Origin of the sequence: Brevibacterium sp. (genome assembly GCF_022712115.1) — a bacterium.
GTDB lineage: Bacteria > Actinomycetota > Actinomycetes > Actinomycetales > Brevibacteriaceae > Brevibacterium > Brevibacterium salitolerans.
The window spans coordinates 23949-40545 of the sequence record NZ_JALAHB010000204.1 but is presented as its reverse complement, the minus strand read 5'-3'; the positions used below and the strand labels follow the sequence as shown (position 1 = coordinate 40545).

Genomic DNA, 16597 nt, shown 5'->3' with positions numbered 1-16597 from the left:
TCCGGGTCCTCGGCGGCGGCCTCCGCCGCGTCGTCCGCCTCGTCCTTCGAGGCGGCGACCGGCGCGGCGCCCGGCGCGTGCTCCGCCGGGGCGCCCGTCGGGTCCTCGGTCGGGTCCTCGGTCGGGTCCTCCGTCGGGTCCTCGGTGGGATCCTCCGTCGGGTCCTCGGTGGGATCCTCCGTCGGGTCCTCGGTGGGATCCTCCGTCGGCTCCTCGCCCGCAGTCTTGATGTCGTAACCCTGGAGACCCTCGTTCTGGAGACCCTGGTAGAGCTCAGCTGCCCAGACGAAGTCGCCCGTGCCCTCACCGGCGTAGTTCGAGCCGGAAACCACGCCGGCCGCCTTGCCGTCGATCGTCACGGCGCCGCCGGAGTCACCGGGAATGCCGAGAGTGTTGATCGCGAAGCCGTAGACCATGTAGCTGGTCTCGCCGTCGCCGATGGGAGCGAACCCGTCGACGATGGCGGTGGCCGGGTTGCCCGACATCTCAATCGGACCGTCCTGCACACCGGAGGTACGACCAGAACGCACAGCGGTCTTCCCGACATGATCCGTGGTGACGTCGACGACGCCGGTGACGTCGACGGTCGAGTCAGCAAGGACGTCCGAATCCGCGGTGGTCCAGTCGGTGACCTCGCCCTTGCCCGTGTAGCCGCTCGCCGGATCCACGGTGATGACCGAGAAGTCCTGGGAGTTCTCCGGTGTGTACTGGCTGAGGTCATCACCGGGCTCATAGGTGGCCGGGCCGAACTGCGAATACGTCATCTCACCGAGGGCCTTGCCCGGGTGGAGGAAGTCCGTCGTGGCCTGACCGTGGATGTCACCGGTGCCGGCATTCGACGCGGACGGCTTCTCCACGGCGGTCTGCGTGCCCTCCTCGCCGCAGTGACCCGCGGAGATGATGGCCTCTTCCCCGTCCGGACCGGTGGCCGGGAAGCCGAAGGAGCACAGGCCCTGCGGAGCACCCTGACCGTCGAGGGTCATGTAGCCGGCACCGCCCACGAGATCGGTGTCTGCAGCCGTCGCCTTGTAGGTGGCGGAGACCGGCGAGATCTCGAGGTCCTTGCCCGTCGTCTTCTGCGCGAACTCGGCGGCGGACTTCAGAGCGGTCTTCACCGCGCCCTTCGCGGCGTAGACGCCCTGCGCGTCCTTCTCGACGGAGTCCTTGACGACCTGTGCGACGAGCTGGCCGTCGCTGCCATAGCCGATCGCGGCGATCTTGTCGCTCGCGCCGAAGGCCTTGGCGGCGGCAGGGGCCAGTGCCTGCGGACCGCCCGCTGTCGCCGGGGCGGCATCGGCGGCCTTGTCCGGCCCGGACGTCGCAGCCGTGGCCGCGGGGGCGGTGAGAGCCACGGTGCCGAAGCCCAGCGCAACGGCTGCGCTCAGAGCGACGAACCGGTTGCCCTTGATCGGGTTACCCATTGATTCTTCCTAACGGAGTGGAGAACTGGTGCGGCACGGCTCGCCGGGAACGGCCCGCCATGCACTCCGCTCACTCTGCCAAGAGTCACAGCTGGATAACATTTGTGTGCGTTTTGATCACGCTCAGGTCACATTCGAACGGTTCGAGACTGCAGAGGTCCGAGACTCCTTCCGTCCGAGCCTCGCGAGAAGTCAGGCCTCCCTGCTGAGAGTGCCGATCTCCTCGCCGTCCGCGTCGAGCACGGTCATCTCGTCTCCGCTCACCACCACACTGGACGCCTCGTGCAGCCAGGTGTCCACGTCGGTGCAGCCCTTGAGCGTGCCGAATCCGCGCTCGATCGTCGCGGTGTCGTCCTCCAGCGTGTACTCGCCCTGGACCCCGTTGCAGCCGTCGGAGCCGGTGACCTGGCCGTTGCCCTCCTCGTCGGGTTCCGCGAATTCGAGGAACGCGTCCTCAGGGTCCTCGGCCTGCCACTTTCCCTCGATCTGCGGTTCCGCCTCGCCTCCGGGCGCGCCGGGGCTCACCGTTCCACCTCCGCAGCCGGTGAGGGCCAGCGTTCCCGCGGCGGCGAGAAGCGTCGCGAACTGAGTCAGGCTCTTCATGGTGGTTCCTCCCGTGATGCGGCCGGGGACGCAGACGCCGGAGGAGCGCCAGGGGCCGCGCCGACCACGCTAACCCAGATCGCTGGCCGTTTCCCAGGAGAACGCGCAGACGCGTGCGTGCCCCGCCTCCTGGAGGAGGCGGGGCACGCACGGGACGAGAGGCGTCAGTCCAGCGGCACCGGGGCCACGCCGTACGGACGCAGACGCTCCGCACCGCCGTCCGGTGCCGTGAGCACCCAGATGCCGCCGGCATGACGCGCGACGGTGTGCTCCCAGTGGCTCGCACTGCCCCCGTCCTCGGTCACGACGGTCCAGTCGTCCGACAGTGTGCGGGTCGCGATGTCGCCGGTGACGAGCATGGGCTCGATGCACAGGCACATGCCGGGCCGGAGCCTGGGCCCCATCCGCCGCGCCCGATAGTTGAGCACCTCCGGCTCCATGTGCATCTGCGAGCCGATCCCGTGGCCGGTGAACTCCTCGATCAGACCGAGTTCGGGCGCGAGCTCGGTCGCGCGCTCCTCGATCGCCTCGCCGATCTCTCCGACCTTCCTCGCGGTGGCCATGCGGGCGATCCCCGCCCACATGATCTCCTCCGTCGTGTCCGAGACCCTGAGCAGCGCGGGATCCGCCGCTTCGCGTCCGCCCACGAACACGGTGAGCGCGGAGTCGCCGTGGAGGCCGTCCACGATCGCACCGCCGTCGATCGACACCATGTCGCCGGCCTCGAGCACGCGGTCACCGGGGATCCCGTGGACCACCACTTCGTTGACCGAGACGCAGAGCGTCGCAGGGTAGCCGTAGTACCCCAAGAAGTTCGACCTGGCACCCATCTCCGCGATGACCTTCGCTCCGGCGGCATCGACATCCGCCGTCGTCGCCCCGGGCACGCATGCGGCCCGGGCGGCCTCCAGCGCGGCACGCGTGACCAGGCCGGCGCGGCGCATCGTGCGGATCTGGTCGTCGGACTTCAGTTCGACGGCAGGGCCCATCAGCGGCCGATCACGGCGAGGATGCGGTCGGTGATCGCGTCCACGTCGCCAAGGCCGTCCACCTGCCGCAGCAGCCCGCGGTCCGCGTAGAGCTCGGTGAGCGGCTGCGTCTGCTCCGCGTACACGTCGAGGCGATGGCGGATGACGTCCTCCGTGTCGTCGGAGCGGCCCTGCAGCGAGGCCCGGGCCAGGAGCCGTCCCACGACCTCGTCGGTGTCCGCGGTGAGCTCGATCACGTGATCGAGCGTCGCCCCCTTCGCCTCGAGCATGGCATCGAGTTCGGCGACCTGCGCAGCGGTGCGCGGGTACCCGTCGAGCAGGAATCCCTCGGCGGCGTCGTCCTGGGCCAGACGATCGGCGACCATCGAGTTGGTCACCTCGTCCGGCACGTACTCCCCCGCGTCCATGTACCGCTTGGCCGTCCGGCCCAGCTCGGTCTCGCCCTTCACGTTGGCGCGGAAGATGTCACCCGTGGAGATCGCCGGGATCTGCAGGGCCTCGCTGAGGCGTGCGGCCTGGGTGCCCTTGCCGGCTCCCGGAGGGCCGATGAGGATGATGCGAGTGCTCATGAGGTTCCTTTCCTCTTCATTTTCCGTACCGGGAACGGCCAGGCGGCACCCCTGCGACGCTCTCAGCGGAGCAGGCCCTCGTAGTGGCGCTGCTGCATCTGCGAGTTGATCTGCTTCACCGTCTCGAGGCCCACGCCCACGATGATCAGCAGCGAGGTGCCGCCGAACGGGAAGTCCTGGTTCGCTCCGATGAGCACGAGTGCCACGAGCGGGATGAGGGCCACGAGGCCCAGGTACAGCGAGCCCGGCAGGGTGATGCGCGTGAGCACGAAGCTGAGGTACTGCGCGGTCGGGCGTCCCGCGCGGATGCCGGGGATGAAGCCGCCGTAGCGCTTCATGTTGTCCGCCACCTCGTCCGGGTTGAACGTGATCGACACGTAGAAGAACGTGAAGAAGATGGTGAGGAGGAAGTACACCACCATGTACACGGGGTGGTCACCGGCGGTGAAGTAGCGGTTGATGACCTCGACCCACTTGTCGTCCGGTGAGCCGAACTGCGCGATGAGCGACGGCAGGTAGAGCACTGAGGAGGCGAAGATCACCGGGATGACGCCGGCCTGGTTGACCTTGATGGGGATGTAGGTCGAGGTGCCGCCGAACATGCGGCGCCCCACCATCCGCTTGGCGTACTGCACGGGGATCCGGCGCTGCGACTGCTCCACGAACACGACGAGCGCCATGATCACGAGACCCACGAGGATCACGATGATGAAGATGTCGATGCCCTGAGAGGCGAGGATCGAGCCGAACGACGCCGGGAAGCCGGCGGCGATCGAGGTGAAGATCATGAGCGACATGCCGTTGCCCACGCCCCGCTCGGTGATCTGCTCGCCCATCCACATGATGAGGCCCGTGCCCGCCGTCATCGTCACGACGATGAGGGCCACTCCCCACCACGTGTCGTTGACCAGCAGGTCGTCGCACCCCTCGACATTGCCGAACAGTGCGCCGGTGCGCACCGTGGACACCAGGGTCGTGGCGTTGAGGACCGCGAGCCCCAGCGTCATGTAGCGGGTGTACTGCGTGAGGGTGGCCTGGCCGGACGCGCCCTCCTTGTGCAGTGCCTCGAAGCGCGGGATGACCACGCGCAGGAGCTGCGTGATGATGCTCGCCGTGATGTACGGCATGATCCCCAGGGCGAAGATCGACAGCTGGAACAGCGCTCCGCCCGAGAACAGGTTGATGAGGCCGAATCCGCCCTGCGTGAGAGCCGGGGAGGCCACGCACTCCTGCACCTGTGCCGAATCGATGCCGGGAGAGGGGATGGAGACGCCCAGCCGGTACAGCACCACTATGGCGAGGGTGAAGAGCAGCTTATTGCGCAGGTCAGGCGTCCTGAAGGCACGCCCTACAGCTCCGAGCACTCGTCCTCCTGTTGAGATTCCGCCGGCCCCTGCACTGCAATGCGGGAACGTGGGGAGAACCCAGCGCACAGGACTTCGCTGCTGTGCTTCCCGCAATGGGCGCACGCAGTCGGTCACGGCTGCGCACGGAGGTACGACGATACGACAAATTACCTCGTGCACTCTATCAGCCGCCCACTACGCGACCGAATCGCCGGAGGCATGTCCGCGATTCCCGGCGGTCGTGGAGAACCGGACCGGCACCATGCCGTCGGAGCGCATCCGGCGGTTCCCGCCGGGCATGCAGGTCCGAGCACGCCGGAGGGGCGCCGTCCGTGATGGACGACGCCCCTCCATGAGCGCACAGCGCGCGATCAGGCGGTCGTGGTGACCGTCCCTCCCGCGGCGGTGATCTTCTGCTCCGCCGCACCGGAGAACTTGTCGGCCGTCACGTTGACGGCGACCGTGATCTCACCGGTGCCCAGCACCTTGACGGGCTGGTTGGCGCGGACAGCACCCTTCGCCACGAGATCGGCGACGGTGACGTCCCCGCCCTCGGGGAACAGTGCGGACAGCTTCTCGAGGTTGACGACCTGGTAGGTCACCTTGTTCGGGTTCTTGAAACCGCGAAGCTTGGGCAGACGCATGTGCAGCGGCGTCTGTCCGCCCTCGAAGCCGTGGGGAACCTGGTAACGGGCCTTCGTGCCCTTGGTTCCACGGCCGGCGGTCTTGCCGCCCTTGCCGCCCTCACCGCGACCCACGCGGGTCTTGGGGGTGTTCGCGCCCGCTGCCGGGCGCAGGTGGTGCAGCTTGAGTGCCTGCTCCTCTGCCATGTCAGTCCACCTCTTCCCAGGTGACGAGGTGGCGCACGACGTTGATCATTCCGCGGATCTCAGGACGGTCATCCTTCACCACGACGTCATTGATCCGCTTGAGGCCGAGCGTACGCAGGGTCTCACGCTGATTCTGCTTGCCACCGATTTCAGACTTGAGCTGGGTGATCTTGAGCTTCGCCATCAGGCCTTCGCCCCGCTTTCAGCTGCTCGCAGGAGCGCCGCCGGCGCCACCTCGTCCACGGACAGGCCGCGGCGCGCCGCAACCTCCTCGGGACGCTCGAGGCCCTTGAGCGCGGCGATCGTGGCGTGCACGATGTTGATCGCGTTCGCGGAGCCCAGCGACTTCGACAGGATGTCGTGGACGCCCGCGGCGTCCAGCACGGCGCGCACCGGACCGCCGGCGATCACGCCGGTGCCCGGGGAGGCCGGACGGAGCAGGACGACGCCCGCAGCCGCCTCACCCTGGATGGGGTGCGGGATGGTCTTCTGGATGCGCGGGACGCGGAAGAAGTTCTTCTTCGCCTCCTCGACACCCTTGGCGATGGCCGCGGGAACTTCCTTGGCCTTGCCGTAGCCCATGCCCACCAGGCCCTCGCCGTCGCCCACGACCACGAGTGCGGTGAAGGAGAAGCGACGGCCGCCCTTCACCACCTTCGACACGCGGTTGATGGTGATGACGTGCTCGATGAACTGGTTCTTCTCGTCCCGGTCCTGACGGTTGCCGCGACGTCCGCCGCCCTCACCGCGGCCACGGCCGCGGCCTCGGCCGCGATCGCCGGCCTCGGTGGACTGCTGCGACTCGCCCTGGGCGTCGTTCTGCACCGGGGTGTCCTTGTTCTCTTCCGTGCTCACAGTGCGAGTCCTCCTTCGCGGGCGCCGTCTGCGACTGCGGCCACACGGCCGTGGTAGGCGTTGCCGCCGCGGTCGAACACGACCGCTTCGATGCCCGCCGCCTTGGCGCGCTCGGCGATGCGCTCACCGACCTTGCGTGCCTTGCCGGTCTTGTCCTCGGAGTCGACCCGGAGGTCTGCCTCCATGGTCGAAGCCGATGCCAGCGTGCGGCCGACGGTGTCGTCGATGACCTGCACGAAGACGTGGCGGCTGGAACGCGTGACCACGAGACGGGGACGTTCGGCGGTGCCGGACAGGTGCTTGCGCAGGCGGTTGTGGCGCCGTGCGCGTGCAGCCGCCTTGCCCTTGCCGCGGCTCTGCTTGATTGCTGATGCCATGGTCACTTACCAGCCTTTCCGACCTTGCGACGGACGTTCTCGCCGGCGTAGCGCACACCCTTGCCCTTGTAGGGCTCGGGCTTCCGCAGCTTGCGGATGTTCGCCGCGACCTCGCCCACCTGCTGCTTGTCGATGCCGTTGACGGTGAGCTTCGTCTGGCCGTCGACCGCGAAGGTGATGCCGGCCGGGGGGTCGACCGTGATCGTGTGGCTGTAGCCGAGGGCGAACTCCAGGCTCTGGCCCTTGGCCTGCACACGGTAGCCGGTGCCGACGATCTCGAGGGCCTTGGAGTAGCCCTCGGTCACGCCGATCACCATGTTGTTCACCAGGGTGCGGGAGAGTCCGTGCAGGGAGCGGGACTCACGGGAGTCGTCGGGGCGGGTGACGAGCACCTGGCCGTCCTCGAGCGCGACCGAGATCGGCTCCTTGACGTCCACGGACAGCTCGCCCTTGGGCCCCTTGACCTTCACGTTCTGGCCGTCGATCGTGACGTCGACGCCGGAGGGAACGGAGACGGGCAGCTTGCCGATGCGTGACATGTGTCTTCTCCTTCCCTTACCAGACGTAGGCGAGGACTTCGCCGCCCACGCCCTTCTGTGCCGCTTGCTTGTCGGTGAGCAGACCCGAGGAGCTCGAGATGATGGCGATGCCGAGGCCGCCGAGCACTTTCGGGAGGTTGTTCGACTTCGCGTAGACGCGGAGGCCGGGCTTCGACACACGGCGGATGCCGGCGATCGAGCGCTCGCGGTTGGGGCCGAACTTCAGATCGAGCTCGAGGGTCTTGCCCACCTCGGCGTCGGAGACGCGCCAGTCGGCGATGTAGCCCTCGCTCTTGAGGATCTCGGCGATCGAGGACTTGAGCTTGCTGTAGGGCATGCTCACATCCTCGTGGTACGCCGAGTTCGCGTTGCGCAGACGCGTGAGCATGTCTGCGACGGGATCGGTCATAGTCATTGGGCACGTGCCCTTCCTCGTCGCGGTTTCCGTGATCCGCCCCCGCCGGGCGGGGGCGGAGCGGACCTGCGGCGTAGAGGTATCAGTTGGTCTTGAAGGGGAAGCCGAGGTGGCGCAGCAGGGCGCGTCCCTCGTCGTCCGTCTTCGCGGTGGTCACGACCGTGATGTCCATGCCGCGGACGCGGTCGATGGAGTCCTGGTCGATCTCGTGGAACATCGACTGCTCGGTCAGACCGAACGTGTAGTTCCCGTTGCCGTCGAACTGGCGGTCCGACAGTCCGCGGAAGTCGCGGATGCGGGGCAGCGCCAGGGAGACGACGCGGTCGAGGAACTCCCACATCCGGGCTCCGCGCATCGTCACGTGTGCGCCGATCGGCTGGCCCTCGCGCAGCTTGAACTGCGCGATGGACTTCCGGGCCTTGGTGACGACGGGCTTCTGGCCCGTGATGAGGGTGAGGTCGCGGATCGCGCCCTCGATGAGCTTGGAGTCACGCGCCGCGTCACCCACGCCCATGTTCACGACGACCTTGGTGAGGCCGGGGATCTGCATGGGATTCGCGTAGGCGAACTCCTCCTGCAGCTTGGCCACGATCTCCTCGCGGTAGACCGCCTTGAGCCGCGGCACCGGGCGGGACTGGGTGTTCTCGGTCATCAGATGTCCTCCCCGGTACGACGCGAGACGCGCACGCGGACCTTGCGGGTGCGGCCGTTGCGCTCAACGGTCTCCTCGCGGTAGCCCACGCGGGTGGGCTTGTTGTCCTTCGGATCCACGAGCATCACATTCGAGATGTGGATGGGAGCCTCGTGGATCTCGATGCCGCCGGCGGTCGCGCCGGAGGCGGTCTGCGTGGGCTTCCGGTGCTTCGACACGCGGTTGACGCCCTCGACGAGGACGCGGTTGCGCTCCGGGTAGACCTCGAGGACCTTGCCCTGCTTGCCCCGGTCGCCACCGCGCTCGGCGCGGGCTCCGGCGATCACCTGGACCAGATCGCCCTTCTTGATCTTGAGCTTCGCCATGATCAGATCACCTCCGGTGCGAGCGAGACGATCCGCATGAACTTCTTGTCGCGCAGCTCGCGGCCCACGGGCCCGAAGATGCGCGTGCCACGGGGCTCGCCGTCGTTCTTGAGGATGACCGCTGCGTTCTCGTCGAAGCGGATGTAGGAACCGTCCGGACGACGGCGCTCCTTCTTGGTGCGGACGACGACGGCCTTGACCACGTCGCCCTTCTTCACGTTGCCGCCGGGGATGGCGTCCTTGACCGTTGCCACGATCGTGTCGCCGATGCCGGCGTAGCGTCGACCGGAGCCGCCGAGGATACGGATGGCCAGGATCTCCTTGGCACCCGTGTTGTCGGCGATCTTCAGTCGCGACTCCTGCTGGATCACTTCTTCTCTCCTGTCGTCACGTCGGTTCTCGCCCCGGCAGCACGAGGCTGCCGGGGCGAGCCTGACGGAACGGATATGGGCTTGATTCGCTCCGCCTGCCCCGGAGTCCCGGTAGCCGCCTTCGGAGAGGGCGGGACCGGGCTGGACCGGGGTTCAGCGGCGCCGGATCACTTGGCGCGCTCGATGATCTCCACGAGCCGCCAGCGCTTCGACGCCGAGAGCGGACGAGTCTCGGACACGCTCACGAGGTCGCCGATGCCGGCGGTGTTCTCCTCGTCGTGCACCTTGATCTTACTGGACGTGCGAAGGACCTTGCCGTAGAGGCGGTGCTTCTTGCGGTCCTCGACCTCGACGACGATGGTCTTGTCCATCTTGTCGGAGACGACGTAGCCGCGTGCGCTCTTGCGGGTCGCGCGCTCGACCGGTGTCTGAGCCTGCTCGGACATCAGTTCTCCTCTTCCTTCGCTGCGGACGGATCCTGGCGGATCGCGAGCTTGCGCTCGTTCAGCACCGTGTAGATCCGTGCGATGTCGCGGCGGACGGCCTTGAGCCGGCCGTGGTTCTCCAGCTGGCCGGTGGCCGTCTGGAACCGGAGGTTGAACAGCTCGGCCTTAGCCTTCTTCAGCTCCTCGGCGAGGCGTTCGTTGTCGAAGCCGTCGAGGGCGTCCATGGAGAGGTCCTTGGAACCGATTGCCATTCTCATTCACCACCTTCGCGCCGCACGATGCGGGCCTTGAGCGGAAGCTTGTGGATCGCCAGGCGCAGGGCCTCGCGAGCGACTTCCTCGGACACACCGGCGAGCTCGAACATGACTCGACCGGGCTTGACGTTCGCGACCCACCACTCGGGCGAACCCTTGCCGGAGCCCATGCGGGTCTCGGCGGGCTTCTTGGTCAGCGGGCGGTCCGGGTAGATGTTGATCCAGACCTTTCCGCCGCGCTTGATGTGACGGGTCATCGCGATACGCGCCGCCTCGATCTGGCGGTTCGTCACGTATGCCGGGTCGAGGGCCTGGATGCCCCACTCGCCGAACGTGACCTCGGTACCGCCCTTGGCAAGACCCCGACGCTTGGGGTGGTGCTGCTTGCGGTGCTTGACACGACGTGGGATCAGCATGTGTCAGCCCTCCGATCCGGCCGCGGCCGCGGGAGCGGCCGCGGCTGCGTTCTCCGTGTTCCTGGGCTGGCCCGCGCCGCGTCCGCGTCCGCGTCCGCCGCGGCCGCGACCACGAGCCGCACCGCCGCCGCGGGGTCCGCGGCCCGACGGCTGCGCCGCCTCCTGCGCCGCGAGCTCCTTGTCGGTGAGGTCGCCCTTGTAGATCCACACCTTCACGCCGATGCGGCCGAAGGTGGTGTGGGCCTCGAAGAAGCCGTAGTCGATGTTCGCGCGGAGCGTGTGCAGCGGCACACGGCCCTCGCGGTAGAACTCCGACCGGCTCATCTCGGCACCGCCGAGGCGGCCGGCGCACTGCACGCGGATGCCCTTGGCACCTGCGCGCTGAGCGCTCTGGATCGCCTTGCGCATCGCGCGGCGGAACGCCACGCGGCTCGCGAGCTGCTCCGCGACGCCCTGCGCCACCAGCTGGGCGTCGACCTCGGGGTTCTTGACCTCGAGGATGTTCAGCTGGATCTGCTTGCCGGTGAGCTTCTCGAGCTGACCGCGGATGCGGTCGGCCTCCGCACCGCGACGACCGATCACGATGCCCGGGCGGGCCGTGTGGATGTCGACGCGGACGCGGTCGCGGGTGCGCTCGATGTTCACGCGGGAGATGCCCGCGCGCTCCAGCCCCGCACTGAGCAGCTGACGGATCTTGATGTCCTCGCCCAGGTAGTCCTTGTAGCGCTGGCCCTCCTTGTGGGAGTCAGCGAACCACTTGGAGCGGTGATCCGTCGTGATTCCGAGACGGAATCCGTTCGGGTTGATCTTCTGACCCATCAGCGGTTCCCCTTCCGGCCGGCCGGGATGTCGTCGCCGGACCCCAGCACCACCGTGATGTGGCTGGTGCGCTTGTTGATACGTCCGGCACGACCCTGCGCACGGGGACGGAACCGACGCATGGTCGGCCCTTCGTCCACGAACGCCTGGGTGATGACGAGCTCGTCCTCGTCGAACGACTCGCCGAGCTTGTCGGCCTGCTGCCGGGCATTCGCGATGCCGGAGGCGACGAGCTTGTAGATCGGCTCTGATGCGGACTGCTCCGCGAACTTGAGCACTGCGAGGGCTTCCGTTGCCTGCTGACCACGAACGAGGTCGACGACACGGCGAGCCTTCTGGGGCGTCACGCGCAGGTAGCGCGCCTTCGCCTTGGCTTCCATCGTTTCCTTCTTCCTTCTGATGAGGAGACGTTCAGGGGCGCCCGCCTCAGCGGCGGCGGCCCTTCCGGTCGTCCTTGTCGTGGCCGCGGAACGTCCGCGTCGGTGCGAATTCGCCGAGCTTGTGCCCGACCATGGACTCGGTGATGAACACCGGCACATGCTTGCGTCCGTCGTGCACGGCGATCGTGTGACCCAGGAAATCCGGGACGATCATCGAGCGGCGGGACCAGGTCTTGATGACGTTCTTGGAGCCCTTCTCGTTCTGAGCAGCAACCTTCTTGTAGAGGTGCTCGTCGACGAAGGGGCCCTTCTTGAGACTGCGAGGCATAGTTCAGGCTCCCTATCAGCGCTTCTTGCCGGTGCGACGGCGACGCACGATGTACTTGTCGCTTTCCTTGTTGGGACGGCGCGTGCGGCCCTCCGGCTGGCCCCAGGGGCTCACCGGGTGACGGCCGCCGGACGTGCGTCCCTCGCCACCGCCGTGCGGGTGGTCGATCGGGTTCATCACGACACCGCGCACGGTCGGGCGCTTGCCCTTCCAGCGCATGCGGCCTGCCTTGCCCCAGTTGATGTTGGACTGCTCGGCGTTGCCGACCTCGCCCACCGTCGCGCGGCAGCGTGCGTCCACGTTGCGGATCTCACCGGACGGCATGCGCAGCTGCGCGTACGGGCCGTCCTTCGCCACCAGCTGGACCGAAGCGCCGGCGGACCGGGCGATCTTCGCTCCCCCGCCGGGGCGGAGCTCCACTGCGTGCACCACGGTGCCGACAGGGATGTTCTTCAGCTGCAGGCTGTTGCCGGGCTTGATGTCCGCACCCGGGCCGGCTTCCACCTTGTCGCCCTGCTTCAGCTTGTTCGGGGCGATGATGTAGCGCTTCGCTCCGTCCGCGTAGTGCAGCAGCGCGATGCGCGCGGTGCGGTTCGGGTCGTACTCGATGTGTGCGACGCGGGCCTCGATGCCGTCCTTGTCATGGCGACGGAAGTCGATGACGCGGTACTGGCGCTTGTGGCCGCCGCCCTGGTGACGGGTCGTCACACGACCGGCTGAGTTGCGTCCGCCTTTTTTCGGGAGGGGACGAAGAAGCGACTTCTCCGGGGTGGAGCGGGTCACTTCGACGAAGTCGGCGACGGAGGCACCGCGGCGCCCCGGTGTCGTCGGCTTGTGCTTACGGATTCCCATTGTCTTTCAATCCTTACGTTCGCTCGGACGACTCAGAGAGCGCCGCCGAAGATGTCGATGTCGCCTTCCTTGAGGCTGACGATCGCACGCTTCGTGTCGTTGCGCTTGCCGATCCCGAAGCGGGTGCGGCGAGTCTTTCCCTGACGGTTGAGGGTGTTCACCTTCGCGACCTTCACGGAGAAGATCGACTCGATCGCGTACTTGATCTCCGTCTTGTTCGCACGGGGATCGACGAGGAAGGTGTACTTGCCTTCGTCCATGAGGGCGTAGGTCTTCTCGGAGACCACGGGAGCGATGATGATGTCGCGCGGGTCCTTGATGGTCACGGTGCTCACTGTGCGTCCTCCTCAGAGCTCGCCGCAGCCTTGCCGGCGTTACGGGCGAGGAAGGCTTCGAGCGCTGCAGCCGTGAAGACCACGTCATCGGACATCAGCACGTCGTACGTGTTGAGGTTCTCGACGAACAGGACGTGGACGTGCGACAGATTGCGCGCGCTCAGGTAGTTCACGTCGTCCTCGCGGGTGAGCACGACGAGCTTGTTCTTCCGGTCGCTCAGCGCCGACAGCGCAGCACGTGCGGCCTTGGTCGACGGCTTCTCGCCCTCGACCAGGGTGGTCACGACGTGCACGCGGTCGAGCCGCGCGCGATCGGAGAGGGCACCGCGGAGGGCGGCGGCCTTCATCTTCTTGGGCGTGCGCTGCGAGTAGTCGCGCGGGACCGGACCGTGCACCACACCGCCGCCCGCATACTGCGGAGCGCGGATGGAGCCCTGACGCGCGTTGCCGGTGCCCTTCTGGCGGTACGGCTTCTTGCCGCCGCCGGACACCTCGGCGCGGGTCTTGGTCTTGTGCGTGCCCTGGCGCGCGGCGGCGAGCTGCGCGATGACGACCTGGTGAATGAGCGGGATGTTCGTCGGCACATCGAACACGGAGCCGGGCAGCTCCGCCGAGCCGGACTTCTTGCCCGCTGCGTCCACGACGTCGATGGTCTTCGTGTCAGCCATGATCAGGCCTCCTTCGCTGCGGAGCGAACGAGAACGACTCCGCCCTTGGGGCCGGGAACGGCGCCCTTGATGAGCAGCAGGCCGTTCTCAGCGTCGACAGCGTGAACCGTGAGGTTCTGGGTCGTGTGCTTGACAGCACCCATGCGACCGGCCATGCGCATGCCCTTGAAGACGCGGCCGGGCGTTGCGGCCCCGCCGATCGAACCGGGCTTGCGGTGGTTGCGGTGCGCACCGTGGGAAGCGCCCACACCGCTGAAGCCGTGGCGCTTCATGACACCTGCGGTGCCCTTGCCCTTGGTCTTCGCGGTGACGTCGACCTTGGTGCCCGCGGCGAACACCTCGGCGGTGATCTCCTGACCCAGCTCGTACTCCGCCGCGTCCGCGGTGCGGAGCTCCACGAGGTGGCGACGGGGTGCGACGCCCGCCTTCTCGAAGTGGCCGGCGGAGGGCTTATTCACCTTGCGGGGATCGATCTCGCCGGCGGCGATCTGCACGGCGGTGTAGCCGTCGACCTCTTCGCTGCGGACCTGCGTCACGACGTTCGGCGCGGCCTGCACAACCGTGACCGGAACGAAGTTGCTGTTCTCGTCCCACACCTGGGTCATGCCGAGCTTGGTGCCCAGGATGCCCTTGACGGTGCGGGTCGTGGGGAGAGCCTTGGAGCGAGTGTTAGCCATGTCCTCCCCCTCAGAGCTTGATCTCGATGTTGACGTCGTCGGCCAGATCGAGTCGCATGAGCGAGTCGACGGCCTTCGGCGTCGGATCCACGATGTCGATGAGGCGCTTGTGCGTGCGCATCTCGAAGTGCTCGCGGCTGTCCTTGTACTTGTGCGGCGAACGGATGACGCAGTACACGTTCTTCTCCGTAGGCAGCGGCACCGGGCCCACGACCGTGGCACCCGCGCGCGTGACCGTGTCGACGATCTTGCGTGCGGCGCTGTCGATGACAGCGTGGTCGTATGACTTGAGCCGGATGCGGATCTTCTGTCCCGCCATGGCGAAAGTCTCTTCCTTTTGTTCTTCCCGGCCATCAACGCACTCCTGTGACGGATGAGCGTCTGTGCCGGCTTTACGTGACCGCCCCCGAGGTCGGGCGTGTCGCCCTCGCCTTGCGGCTGGGCGCACTCGTGCAACGGCTGCCCGGCCGAACCCGCTGAGCAGATTCCACGGCCGGCACGGCTCCGGGGCTGTTCGCGGCCCGAGGACCGCAGTGCAGGGGTGTGGGCCCCGGAACGCAACCCGTCCATCTTGGCACAGCCTGGACAGCGCCTGCAAACCCGGGAGCCGCACACCGGCAGTGCACGTGAGCTGCGCCCCTCCGCCGAGGTGACCCACGCCATCGGGAACCGCCGGGCACAGCAGAGGGCCCTGGGAGATCTCCCAGGGCCCTCAGCGCATCATCGCTGGTCAGCGCTGCTGTTCAGCGATTCGGCCGCGCTCTGTGCGCGAACGAGGAGCGATCAGTCGTTGATCTTCGTCACACGACCGGCACCCACCGTGCGGCCACCCTCGCGGATGGCGAAGCGGAGGCCGTCCTCCATGGCGACGGGCTGGATCAGCTCGACCGACATGTCGGTGTTGTCGCCGGGCATGACCATCTCGGTGCCCTCGGGCAGCGTGATGACGCCGGTGACGTCCGTGGTCCGGAAGTAGAACTGCGGACGGTAGTTCGAGTAGAACGGGTTGTGACGGCCGCCCTCGTCCTTGGACAGGATGTAGACCTGGCCCTCGAAGCTCTTGTGCGGCGTGATCGAACCGGGCTTCACGATGACCTGGCCGCGCTCGACCTCGTCACGCTTGGTGCCGCGGAGGAGCAGACCGACGTTCTCACCGGCGCGCGCGTCGGGGAGCGTCTTGCGGAACATCTCGATCGCGGTGACCGTGGTCTTGGAGGAGTTCTCCTTGATGCCGACGATCTCGATCTCCTCGTTGGGGAGGAGGATGCCCCGCTCCACGCGACCGGTCACGACGGTGCCGCGGCCGGTGATGGTGAAGACGTCCTCGACGGGCATGAGGAACGGCTTGTCGATCTCGCGCTCCGGCTCCGGAACGTTCTCGTCGACGGCCTCCATGAGGTCCTCGACGGACTTGACCCACTTCTCGTCGCCCTCGAGCGCCTTGAGAGCGGACACCTGGACGACGGGAGCGTTGTCGCCGTCGAACTCCTGCGAGGAGAGGAGGTCGCGGACCTCGAACTCGACGAGCTCGAGGAGCTCCTCGTCCTCGACCATGTCGGACTTGTTGAGAGCCACGACGATGTAGGGCACGCCCACCTGGCGGGCGAGCAGCACGTGCTCGCGCGTCTGCGGCATGGGGCCGTCGGTGGCGGCGACCACGAGGATCGCGCCGTCCATCTGCGCCGCGCCGGTGATCATGTTCTTGATGTAGTCGGCGTGACCCGGGGCGTCGACGTGAGCGTAGTGACGCTTCTCCGTCTGGTACTCGACGTGCGAGACGTTGATCGTGATGCCGCGCTGCTTCTCCTCAGGTGCGTTGTCCACCTGGTCGAAGGCCTTGGCCTCGTTGAGGTCCGGGTACTTGTCGGCCAGCACCTTGGTGATCGCCGCGGTAAGGGTCGTCTTACCGTGGTCGACGTGACCGATGGTGCCGATGTTGACGTGAGGCTTGGTCCTGTCGAATTCGGCCTTTGCCACTGGGTTCCTCCTGGTGATTGGTTCTGGATATGCGGTTCATATCCTAGGACCTGACTTGGGTGGTTTGTCGACGGCCGCGGGCGCGCAGGAGTGTGACCCTGCTCGCCCGCCGC

General features: G+C 67.3%; 25 protein-coding genes and 1 pseudogene. All 26 read right to left on the bottom strand.

Annotation, left to right across the window (positions count from 1 at the left end):
* Nucleotides 1–1421, bottom strand: a pseudogene (locus Q0A33_RS11920) (hypothetical protein); the annotation flags it as partial.
* A gap of 192 nt (nt 1422–1613) precedes the next feature.
* Complete coding sequence (locus Q0A33_RS11915; RefSeq protein ID WP_291796843.1) at nt 1614–2024, bottom strand: META domain-containing protein; 411 nt, start codon at nt 2022–2024, stop codon at nt 1614–1616.
* Nucleotides 2025–2188: 164 nt separating this feature from the next.
* Nucleotides 2189–3013 carry a type I methionyl aminopeptidase gene (map, locus tag Q0A33_RS11910; RefSeq protein ID WP_291796840.1) on the bottom strand — a complete coding sequence of 275 codons (825 nt, stop codon included), beginning with the start codon at nt 3011–3013 and terminating at the stop codon, nt 2189–2191.
* A complete protein-coding gene (locus Q0A33_RS11905; protein ID WP_291796837.1) occupies nt 3013–3582 on the bottom strand; it encodes an adenylate kinase in 570 nt (189 codons plus the stop codon). The genes map and Q0A33_RS11905 overlap by 1 nt, the downstream gene beginning before the upstream one ends.
* A gap of 62 nt (nt 3583–3644) precedes the next feature.
* The gene (secY, locus tag Q0A33_RS11900; RefSeq protein ID WP_291796833.1) at nt 3645–4946 is read right to left on the bottom strand and encodes a preprotein translocase subunit SecY; all 1302 of its coding nucleotides are present in this window, start codon (nt 4944–4946) and stop codon (nt 3645–3647) included.
* 353 nt (nt 4947–5299) lie between these two features.
* A complete protein-coding gene (gene rplO / locus Q0A33_RS11895) occupies nt 5300–5758 on the bottom strand; it encodes a 50S ribosomal protein L15 (RefSeq protein ID WP_291796831.1) in 459 nt (152 codons plus the stop codon).
* 1 nt (nt 5759) lies between these two features.
* The gene (gene rpmD / locus Q0A33_RS11890; protein WP_291796828.1) at nt 5760–5942 is read right to left on the bottom strand and encodes a 50S ribosomal protein L30; all 183 of its coding nucleotides are present in this window, start codon (nt 5940–5942) and stop codon (nt 5760–5762) included.
* Entirely contained in the window at nt 5942–6583 is a 642-nt protein-coding gene (gene rpsE / locus Q0A33_RS11885) for a 30S ribosomal protein S5 (RefSeq protein ID WP_291796850.1), read from the bottom strand. The genes rpmD and rpsE overlap by 1 nt, the downstream gene beginning before the upstream one ends.
* Before the next feature lie 26 nt (nt 6584–6609).
* Complete coding sequence (gene rplR, locus Q0A33_RS11880; RefSeq protein WP_291796823.1) at nt 6610–6990, bottom strand: 50S ribosomal protein L18; 381 nt, start codon at nt 6988–6990, stop codon at nt 6610–6612.
* Nucleotides 6991–6992: 2 nt separating this feature from the next.
* Nucleotides 6993–7529 carry a 50S ribosomal protein L6 gene (rplF, locus tag Q0A33_RS11875; RefSeq protein ID WP_291796820.1) on the bottom strand — a complete coding sequence of 179 codons (537 nt, stop codon included), beginning with the start codon at nt 7527–7529 and terminating at the stop codon, nt 6993–6995.
* A 16-nt stretch (nt 7530–7545) separates the two neighbouring features.
* The gene (gene rpsH / locus Q0A33_RS11870; RefSeq protein WP_291796818.1) at nt 7546–7944 is read right to left on the bottom strand and encodes a 30S ribosomal protein S8; all 399 of its coding nucleotides are present in this window, start codon (nt 7942–7944) and stop codon (nt 7546–7548) included.
* An 82-nt stretch (nt 7945–8026) separates the two neighbouring features.
* Entirely contained in the window at nt 8027–8596 is a 570-nt protein-coding gene (rplE, locus tag Q0A33_RS11865; RefSeq protein WP_291796815.1) for a 50S ribosomal protein L5, read from the bottom strand.
* Entirely contained in the window at nt 8596–8961 is a 366-nt protein-coding gene (gene rplX / locus Q0A33_RS11860; RefSeq protein ID WP_291796812.1) for a 50S ribosomal protein L24, read from the bottom strand. The genes rplE and rplX overlap by 1 nt, the downstream gene beginning before the upstream one ends.
* A 2-nt stretch (nt 8962–8963) precedes the next feature.
* Nucleotides 8964–9332, bottom strand: a complete 369-nt coding sequence (gene rplN, locus Q0A33_RS11855; protein WP_291796809.1) for a 50S ribosomal protein L14 — start codon at nt 9330–9332, stop codon at nt 8964–8966.
* Between the two features lie 167 nt (nt 9333–9499).
* A complete protein-coding gene (gene rpsQ, locus Q0A33_RS11850) occupies nt 9500–9778 on the bottom strand; it encodes a 30S ribosomal protein S17 (protein WP_291796806.1) in 279 nt (92 codons plus the stop codon).
* The gene (gene rpmC / locus Q0A33_RS11845) at nt 9778–10029 is read right to left on the bottom strand and encodes a 50S ribosomal protein L29 (protein WP_291796804.1); all 252 of its coding nucleotides are present in this window, start codon (nt 10027–10029) and stop codon (nt 9778–9780) included. Before rpmC ends, rpsQ begins: the two co-directional genes overlap by 1 nt.
* Before the next feature lie 2 nt (nt 10030–10031).
* Nucleotides 10032–10448: a 50S ribosomal protein L16 gene (gene rplP / locus Q0A33_RS11840; RefSeq protein WP_291796801.1), complete on the bottom strand. Its 417-nt coding sequence runs from the start codon at nt 10446–10448 to the stop codon at nt 10032–10034.
* A gap of 3 nt (nt 10449–10451) precedes the next feature.
* Nucleotides 10452–11267, bottom strand: coding sequence for a 30S ribosomal protein S3 (rpsC, locus tag Q0A33_RS11835; RefSeq protein WP_291796798.1), 816 nt, complete (start codon nt 11265–11267; stop codon nt 10452–10454).
* The gene (rplV, locus tag Q0A33_RS11830) at nt 11267–11647 is read right to left on the bottom strand and encodes a 50S ribosomal protein L22 (protein WP_291796795.1); all 381 of its coding nucleotides are present in this window, start codon (nt 11645–11647) and stop codon (nt 11267–11269) included. Before rplV ends, rpsC begins: the two co-directional genes overlap by 1 nt.
* Nucleotides 11648–11693: 46 nt before the next feature.
* Entirely contained in the window at nt 11694–11975 is a 282-nt protein-coding gene (rpsS, locus tag Q0A33_RS11825) for a 30S ribosomal protein S19 (RefSeq protein ID WP_291796792.1), read from the bottom strand.
* A 15-nt stretch (nt 11976–11990) separates the two neighbouring features.
* Entirely contained in the window at nt 11991–12827 is an 837-nt protein-coding gene (gene rplB, locus Q0A33_RS11820) for a 50S ribosomal protein L2 (RefSeq protein ID WP_291796789.1), read from the bottom strand.
* Nucleotides 12828–12859: 32 nt separating this feature from the next.
* Entirely contained in the window at nt 12860–13162 is a 303-nt protein-coding gene (gene rplW / locus Q0A33_RS11815; RefSeq protein ID WP_291796786.1) for a 50S ribosomal protein L23, read from the bottom strand.
* Complete coding sequence (gene rplD, locus Q0A33_RS11810) at nt 13159–13830, bottom strand: 50S ribosomal protein L4 (RefSeq protein ID WP_291796784.1); 672 nt, start codon at nt 13828–13830, stop codon at nt 13159–13161. Before rplD ends, rplW begins: the two co-directional genes overlap by 4 nt.
* A gap of 2 nt (nt 13831–13832) precedes the next feature.
* Nucleotides 13833–14507 (bottom strand): 50S ribosomal protein L3, encoded by a 675-nt coding sequence (gene rplC, locus Q0A33_RS11805; RefSeq protein ID WP_291796781.1) that lies wholly within the window; start codon nt 14505–14507, stop codon nt 13833–13835.
* Nucleotides 14508–14517: 10 nt separating this feature from the next.
* On the bottom strand, nt 14518–14826 hold the full coding sequence (gene rpsJ, locus Q0A33_RS11800) for a 30S ribosomal protein S10 (protein ID WP_009379191.1): 309 nt from the start codon (nt 14824–14826) through the stop codon (nt 14518–14520).
* A gap of 464 nt (nt 14827–15290) precedes the next feature.
* Nucleotides 15291–16484 carry an elongation factor Tu gene (gene tuf / locus Q0A33_RS11795; RefSeq protein ID WP_291796778.1) on the bottom strand — a complete coding sequence of 398 codons (1194 nt, stop codon included), beginning with the start codon at nt 16482–16484 and terminating at the stop codon, nt 15291–15293.
* Between the last annotated feature and the right edge of the window lie 113 nt (nt 16485–16597).